Raw genomic sequence first — 8,798 nt, 5'->3', positions numbered from 1 at the left:
ATCGTTGGTGCCATACGTCGTAGCTTTGCTGTTACCCATATCAATGTACACTTCAACACCATCGTCGTTATACACGTCTGTTCCTGCATCGTTGCGTTTAACATCGTCAGTTACCTGAACCAGTACATATAAATTTGTTGCATCCCATGCAGCTTTCCAGTTACCCGAAAGATCTGCCGTGGAACTAACCGTACCTGTATTATTTTTTGCAATAGAAACCGAATTAAAATTACTCCACAACGCATCGATCGTCCCATCGATAACTGGTGCGGAGCCTGTCTGATAGATCGGCTTAGCTACCTGGATGTTTACAGCTGTGCTTGTTGTTGCTGCATTTAGTGCACTCGTTGCTTTTGCGGTGATTACATAATTACCTGCTGCAGCTGCACTGATCGTATACGTATAAGGTGAACTCGCATCTGTTCCCAATAACGTAGTACCATTATAAAAATCTACTTTTGAAATACTTCCTGTGGTGATCGTTGCTGTTGCATTGATCGTGACATTGTCTCCTTCGGTATAAACTGTATTGTTTGTCGGAGCGGTAATGGAAACGACGGGAACGGGATTAGCGACAACCGATGGAGTAATATATATACGATAGGCATATAAAGGATTTGTAACATTTACAGGTACTGTAATTGTTCCGTTTGAAACAGTATAAGATGTAGTAGATATATTTGTGGTGCCAGAAACGGGAGTATCTTTATTTGCCCATGAAACATATTCAAGTTTCACATCCACTTTACTTCCGAAAGCACCAGGAATACCACTAACAGGAACATTCACTGAGCCAGTATAATTACCACCCAAACAAATGCTGGCATAATTTGCATTAAGATCGAGGCAAGCAAAACCATCTATGCCGTCGCTGTTATCATTCGGAGGTGTTACACTCACCATGTTGCCAGTCATATCACCATACCATTTATATAACCACCATCCGCCACCTTTTTGGTTACTTGAAGTCAAGAGACTTCCAAGCCTGCCGGGTAAGTTGGTGAACCACCATGAAATACAAGCACTCTCTACTTTCTTGCGTTCAAACTTAGAAATAAATGGAACAGAGACACCAGGACAACCTTCTAATGTATGGGTGTCTGAAGAATATTCGTTAATACTTACTGCTCTTGGAGAAATTCCAAGGCTTATTTCCAAAGCTCTGTAATTGTCAATAGCATTACTAAAACCTCCTGATCCCCATTGATGCCAACATATAATATCCGGGAGACAATTATTGTTCTTACAGTATGTAAGAAATGTTTTCATGCTATTTGAATTATAATAGGAATACGACGGGCCTATTATCTTTGCTTGTGGATCCAAGGAACGAATTAAATCATACGTTGGCTTCCAACATACAGAATTAAAATCTCCGCTGGCAGTTTTCCATGTGCCTTCAGGTTCGTTCCAAATTTCATACCCATAATAATTATCTCTTCCAGATGCCTTTTTACTATTAATGATACTTGTAACTTGAGAAAGCCAACTCGACTGTCCCGGCCAATTATAAGGCCATCCAGCATTGATATCTGCCAACCGAATCATTACTTTCCCTGTAGTAGAAGCTAACCTTCCAGACACAGCAATAGAACCTCCTATAGGTTGTTGATGACCACTACCACTTATAGCAGGTTGAGTAAACATGCAGGGTTTAAGTGGGGCCACTAAATTTGCAATATCGCTTGGCAATGTTTCCGTTACTCCGTAAAGTGATCCGGATGCACAATGTGTAACAGGCCTTATAACACTTGAAAGATTTACTTTCAACGTTTGCTGTGCCATTAACGCACTGCTTTGAAAAAAAAACATTGCCACATAAAATAAGACCCGAATGTAAGGTACTTGTTTTATGAAACTGTAATCCGTTCTTGTAAAATAGCAGGTTGAATAAATCATTGATTTTATTTTATTATAGTTATTTTTTTTCTCAATATTGAATTACCACTGTTGATGATAAATACATAAGTGCCTGCACTCAGGTTGCTCACATCTACCATCGCTCCGCTTCCTGTACGTGTTGATTCCAGTTGCATTTCTATCCCCATCACATCCACCAGCATACAACTTGCGCCAGATAAGTCTGTATCGGAATCTATAAATACAATTCCATTTGACGGATTCGGATATATGTTTGCATTCAATGTATTTGATGACTGAACACCTGTTGTGATGGCTTCTGAAGTAATTGTTACCGGTGCTGAGGTTGTAATGCCTCCGTTGCTGTCTCTTACTCGAACCGTAATGACATGAGTACCTTGACCCGGATTGCTCCAGTCAAAACTGTATGGTGCTGTTGTGCTTGTTCCGATAACCATGTTGCCATCCAGGAATTCAACCGCTACAATCGTACCATCCGGATCTGTTACATCTGCCGCGATTGTAATTGTGCCCTGCACCGTTGTATTTGCTGCAGGTGATGTGATTGTAATCACAGATGGCTGATTGGTATTGATGTTCACATTCGTTCCTGATGATGTAGCGCTGCAGTTGTTCGCATTCGTTACCTCAACAGTATACACTCCTGCATCCGTGGCTGTATACGTCTGAGCTGTCCCTACCTGAACAGATCCTTTGAACCATTTGTAGGTAAAGCCTGAACCTGTATTCGCTGTCAGTACTACACTGCCTCCCTGAGGAATAGAAGTTGAGCCATTAGCTGTGATCGCTGCTGTAGGTGCGGCATTTACGGTTACTGTTGTTGCTGCTGAAGTTGCTTTACAGCTTCCTGCATTTGTTACTTCTACTGTATAAGAACCTGCCGTTGTTGCTATATAGCTTTGTGCTGTTGCTCCTGTGATTGCTGTTGTTCCATTCATCCATTTGTAAGAAGAACCTGAATTTGCTGTCAGTACTACAGAACCACCTGCACAGAATGTTGTTGCTGTAGTTGTGGTAATTGCTGCTGTCGGTGCTGCATTTACTGTTACCGTTGTTGCTGCTGAAGTTGCTTTACAGCTTCCTGCATTTGTTACTTCTACTGTATAAGAACCTGCCGTTGTTGCTGTATAGCTTTGTGCTGTTGCTCCTGTGATTGCGATTGTTCCGTTCATCCATTTGTATGATGAACCTGAACTTGCTGTTAATGTTGTACTGCCACCTGCACAGAATGTTGTTGATGTCGTTGTGGTAATCGCTGCTGTTGGTGCTGCATTTACTGTTACCGTAAATGTGGAAGTCGCTTTACAGGTATTTCCATCTGTATACATAGCTGTATAAACTCCGCCTTGAGTTGGTGTTACTGAAGCAAGTGTAATCTCTCTTGTTGTTGCACTGTAGCCGTTCGGACCTGTCCAGCTCCAGCCTGTTGCAACTGTCGGTTGTGGACCTAGTACAATCGTGCTACCAGCACATACTGTTCCTGTTGATACCTGATTCCACGTTCCTCCGTCTATCTGCGCATACTGCGTTATCGTCGGTAATGCATTAACCGTTACTGTTGTTGCTGTGGATGTTGCTGAACAACCACCTGAGTTGGTTATTGTAACGGTGTATGTTCCTGCTGTTGTTGCTGTATATGTTTGAGCCGTTGCTCCTGTGATGGTCGTTGTGCCGTTCTTCCAAACATAACTGTATCCTGTTCCTGTACTTGCGTTCAATACTACACTTCCGCCTGCGCAGAATGTTGCTGATGTAGTTGTCGTAATTGCTGCTGTAGGTGCTGTGCAGTTTAAGCCTTTTAAGATAACCGTTCCCATCAGACTTGGATTGCTCCATGTATCGTCTGTTGTTGCTGCCCATGCCATCTTACCATCCCGTGCTGCTCCGTCATCATCATCACTGATCATAACTTCAAAGCCTTCAATTGCATTTACTGAAGCGGTACCTCCCATTGTGATCCATGGGATACTTACTTCCACGATATAGCCTGTTGTTGTATTGGTAATACCTTTGGTAATTCCTGTTACCGAATGTCCGTTGATCTCATACGCTGCCGTTGCATCGTTCCATCTAAACGTGTACTGCTGATCGTTCGTGCCATAGGTCGTTGTTTTGCTGTTTCCCATATCAATGTACACTTCAACACCATCGTCGTTATACACGTCTGTTCCTGCATCGTTGCGTTTTACATCGTCAGTTACCTGAACCAGTACATATAAATTTGTTGCATCCCATGCAGCTTTCCAGTTGCCCGAAAGATCTGCCGTGGAACTAACTGTACCTGTATTATTTTTTGCAATAGAAACCGAATTAAAATTACTCCACAACGCATCGATCGTCCCATCGATAACTGGGGCTGAGCCTGTCTGATAGATCGACTTAGCTACCTGGATGTTTACTGCTGTGCTCGTTGTTGCTGCATTTAGTGCACTCGTTGCTTTTGCTGTGATTGCATAATTACCTGCTGCAGCAGCACTGATGGTATACGTATATGGTGAACTTGCATCGCTGCCCAACAACGTTGTACCATTATAAAAATCTACTTTCGAAATACTTCCTGTGGTGATCGTTGCTGTTGCGTTGATCGTTACATTATCTCCTTCTGTGTAAACTGTATTGTTCGTCGGAGCGGTGATTGAGACAACGGGTGCACTAATTGAATTCTTATTTAAATCAATATGAATTTTATCTATATCAGGTATCCAACCACTAGAATTTGTTAAACGTAAAATATTATAGCCTTTAATAAGACTAATCGAAAAGGAAACATTTTTAAGAGTGGAAAAGCTTCCTGAATTTAAGTTGGTAAGAAGTGTATCCTTTCCATTTATTCGAAGAGTGGCACCTCTATTCTCTCCACTTTGATACGTAATGGTGAGTGTATATTTTCCAGCTGTCTCAGCATATATATCGCGAAATTCAATAAAGTTATCTGTTCCATTACCAATATAACTTGCTTTTGCTCCTCTGGAACAAGTAACGTCTTTTACAGCCCGAGCTTGGTTTGCAACGACTGCAGTATTTTGAGTAAGATTATAGTTATTCAACCACGCATATTCCCCTTCAAATGTTTCCTGTAATTTTGTTTTCGTTCCAACAACCTTAAGTAACAACACTCCATGTGCTGGTACAGTTGCAGAATAAATAGAGTCAAAGCTACCTAGATTTGTGCCTGCCCAAAGATCTCTTACGCTAGCAGATCCAACAATATTCAGATCTTTCCATTTTACAGAAATTACTCCAGCTGAGGTATTCTGATTAAATAAAACTACTGCCCGTTCCATACTTTGACGACCATTGATTTTTTTAACCCATACTTGCAATCCATTGTTATCCGAAAGCAATTGGGCTTGTGGATTGGGCCCGGTAGTGTCTTGACTAACTGCAATTACTTCTTGATTTGTCAATAATGATTTTGTCTGATTCGATATCTTTGTCATATCACAGCCCAATAGTAACGGCGAAGAAAGCATACACCACATACTGAAATGACTTTTATCTTCCTCAAATGGAAGCCCTCTTCCTACTTCCAGCATATCCATATCATTATAATGACCAGGACTGGAATAGGGAGCATTGTATGTATTAAGATTAATGATGTTTACTATATTATCCCATTTAGGAGTAGATCCAGGGGAAAAGTTAATATCTGTTGACATGCGCCAGGATTCGGCAATAGAAGTTACCCAGGTACCAGGAAACTGCCACCGACACACATTGTAATTTACTTCTTCACCTGTATTAAGAATCGCATTTCGTATAGCAGTATAGCGCGTTCTTTCATCCAGATGTTGATCTTGAGCTCCGCAATAATCAACCTTTAAAAAATCAAATCCCCACGTTTTAAAAAACAAGTTAGCATCTTGTTGATCGTGGTTATACATACCACCTCCAACACCTCCAGGCTGACCACTGTATTTTGAACCACAAGTGTTACTGCCAGCTTCTGAATAAAATCCCGCTTTTAAATCTTTACTATGAATATAGTCTGCCAATGATTTCATACCATTCGGAAACTTTACAGCATTGATCTTTAAAGAACCGTCTGTATTGCGACCATCGAAAAAACCATCATCTATATTAATATATTTATATCCCACAGCTGATAAGCCAGAAGAAACCATAGCATTTGCCTGCCCTTTAATCGTATTCTCTGAAATATTCGCACCAAACTGATTCCAGCTTGCCCAACCCATGATTGGCGGCTGAGGAAGAGCAGGAGCTTTTGGAAGTAATGTCAACATGAGTTGAGCATAACGCTGCCCAAGGGTACGATAAGATGCTGGAGTAAAATGTAAATTATCACCTTTATGTGGCAAGCCTGCAGCTGAAACTACATACGAATTAGGAATTATATTTGGTAGTTTTGCAATGATGGAATTATGTCCACCACATGCCCCGCCTTGAGCTGTTGTTACTAACTCACCAGCCAAAAATGGAGTCTTCGTAGGGTCTAAGCCAAGATCCTTGATTAAATTATCATAAATAGCTTTTACTTTAGTCGGCCAATCTTGCTGCCCATTGTTTGTCTCTCCTTGATGGAATAATATCCCTTTAATAACTCCATCCTTCTGTGCCAACTTTGCGACTTCTACTAATCGCGCATAGGGATTTCCTCCATATTGATTTATAGTACCAATCATCCAGGTTGGTGCAGTTGCAACATACGCTCCGTAATTTACCTTATCAAACAACGCAATATCACAGCCTCCAATCGCAACAGGCACAACTCCTACTTTTATATTTGTTGGAAGATTTGCTACCATTGTTCTACCAAAGTAATCTGAGGGGCCCAGTCCTGTATTGCACCTTACAATTGGTGGTGTTCCTGTTGTCCACTTACCAATTGTATATGATTTTGCACCTGTACAATTCACAGCACCCATCACCTGAAATCTGCTATCTACACCCGTTTGATCCTGGGCTTCGATTACTCCATTTCCTTCCATATTCGATTGACCAAAAGCCAGGTAAATATGGAAATTCGGATCCTGAGCATATGATCGTACGCATAAGCAAAACGCCAAACAAAGGAATATCACTTTTGAAAATATTATTAATTTCATATGTTTTTTATTTGATACACGTCGTTACTATTATGAATACGTTTTCGATTCGATCTCAAAGCAGAATTGTATTTTCTAACAATGCACAGATTTGTATTGAAGACTTTTTTAATCGAATTGTAAAAACAGATATTAATTCATCAAAATGTAGTAGGCTACGGAATACGTATTAAAAAGTCACCAGTAAATATGGGAATGTTTATAAAAAATATTCAATATGAATTAGATAGTAAATTCAATTCATCATAAATCAAAAAAGAGGCTAAGAAATTCTCTCGCCTCTTTTTTAATTAAACTGGAATTAAACTAAAAATTGGTATTATCTGATTACGGTAATTTTTTTACGCATCACGGAGTTGTTCGTTTTAATGATCAGCACATACGTACCAGCTGATAGGTTACTCACATCCACTTGTGCTCCCAAACCATTTGTAGTTTGTGATAATTCGTGTTCGTTCCCCATCACATCCACCAGCATACAGCTTGCACCCGATAAGTCTGTATCTGAATCTATAAATACAATTCCATTTGACGGATTCGGATATATGTTTGCATTCAATGTATTTGATGACTGAACACTTGTCGTGATGGCTTCTGCTGTAATCGTTACCGGTGCAGAGGTTGTAACGCCTCCGTTGCTGTCTCTTACTCGAACCGTAATGACATGAGTCCCTTGACCCGGATTGTTCCAGTCAAAGCTGTATGGTGCTGTTGTGCTTGTTCCGATAACCATGTTGCCATCCAGGAATTCAACTGCTACAATCGTACCATCAGGATCTGTTACATCTGCCGCGATTGTAATTGTGCCCTGCACCGTTGTATTTGCTACAGGTGATGTGATTGTAATAACCGATGGCTGATTGCTATTGATGTTGACATTCGTGCCTGATGATGTAGCGCTGCAGTTGTTCGCATTCGTTACCTCAACAGTATACACTCCTGCATCCGTTGCTGTATAAGTCTGAGCTGTTCCTACCTGAACAGATCCTTTGAACCATTTGTAGAAACTTCCTGAACTTGCTGTAAGTACTACACTGCCTCCTTGTGGAATAGAAGTTGATCCATTAGCTGTGATCGTTGCTGCGGGTGCTGCATTAACCGATACCTTTGTTGCTGTGGAAGTTGCTTTACAGTTTCCTGCATTTGTTACTTCAACAGTATAACTTCCGGCTGTTGTTGCAGTATAGGTTTGATTTGTTCCAACTTGTGTTGTACCGTTTTTCCAAACGTAAGAAGAACCTGAACTTGCTGTTAATACTACAGAACCACCTGCACAGAATGTTGTTGCTGTAGTTGTGGTGATTGCGGCTGTCGGTGTTGCATTTACCGTTACCGTTGTTGCTGTAGAAGTTGCTTTGCAATTGCTCGCATTTGTTACTTCTACTGTATAAGAACCTGCTGTTGTTGCTGTATAGCTTTGTGCTGTTGCTCCTGTGATTGTCGTTGTTCCATTCATCCATTTGTAAGATGAACCTGAACTTGCTGTCAGTACTACAGAACCTCCTGCACAGAATGTTGTTGGTGTCGTTGTTGTAATCGCTGCTGTTGGTGCTGCATTTACTGTTACCGTAAATGTGGAAGTTGCTTTACACGTATTCCCATCTGTATACGTAGCTGTATAAACTCCGCCTTGAGTTGGTGTTACTGAAGCAAGTGTGATCTCTCTTGTTGTTGCACTGTAGCCGTTCGGACCTGTCCAGCTCCAGCCTGTTGTTACTGTTGGTTGTGGACCTAGTACAATTGTAGATCCTGAACAGACCGTTGCTGTATTTGTTTGATTCCATGCTCCGCCGTCTATCTGCGCATACTGCGTTATCGTCGGTAATGCATTAACCGTTACTGTTGTTGCTG

The 8,798-nt window shown here is 41.0% G+C and carries 3 protein-coding genes; all 3 read right to left on the bottom strand.

Annotated features, from left to right (window positions below):
* Positions 1-1,785: sugar-binding protein (locus tag A3EE_RS22130; RefSeq protein ID WP_245553845.1), on the bottom strand; the 1,785-nt coding region annotated here is incomplete at its 3' end.
* A gap of 119 nt (positions 1,786-1,904) precedes the next feature.
* Entirely contained in the window at positions 1,905-6,947 is a 5,043-nt protein-coding gene (locus A3EE_RS22065; protein ID WP_083921272.1) for a sugar-binding protein, read from the bottom strand.
* A 319-nt stretch (positions 6,948-7,266) separates the two neighbouring features.
* Positions 7,267-8,798 (bottom strand): Ig-like domain-containing protein (locus tag A3EE_RS0113020; RefSeq protein ID WP_018343888.1); only part of this gene is annotated, 1,532 nt, incomplete at its 5' end.

The sequence above is a fragment of the Cytophaga aurantiaca DSM 3654 genome, from assembly GCF_000379725.1.
GTDB classification, from domain to species: domain Bacteria; phylum Bacteroidota; class Bacteroidia; order Cytophagales; family Cytophagaceae; genus Cytophaga; species Cytophaga aurantiaca.
Note: the sequence above shows the minus strand (reverse complement) of the source record. Positions and strands in the feature narration are given on the sequence as shown.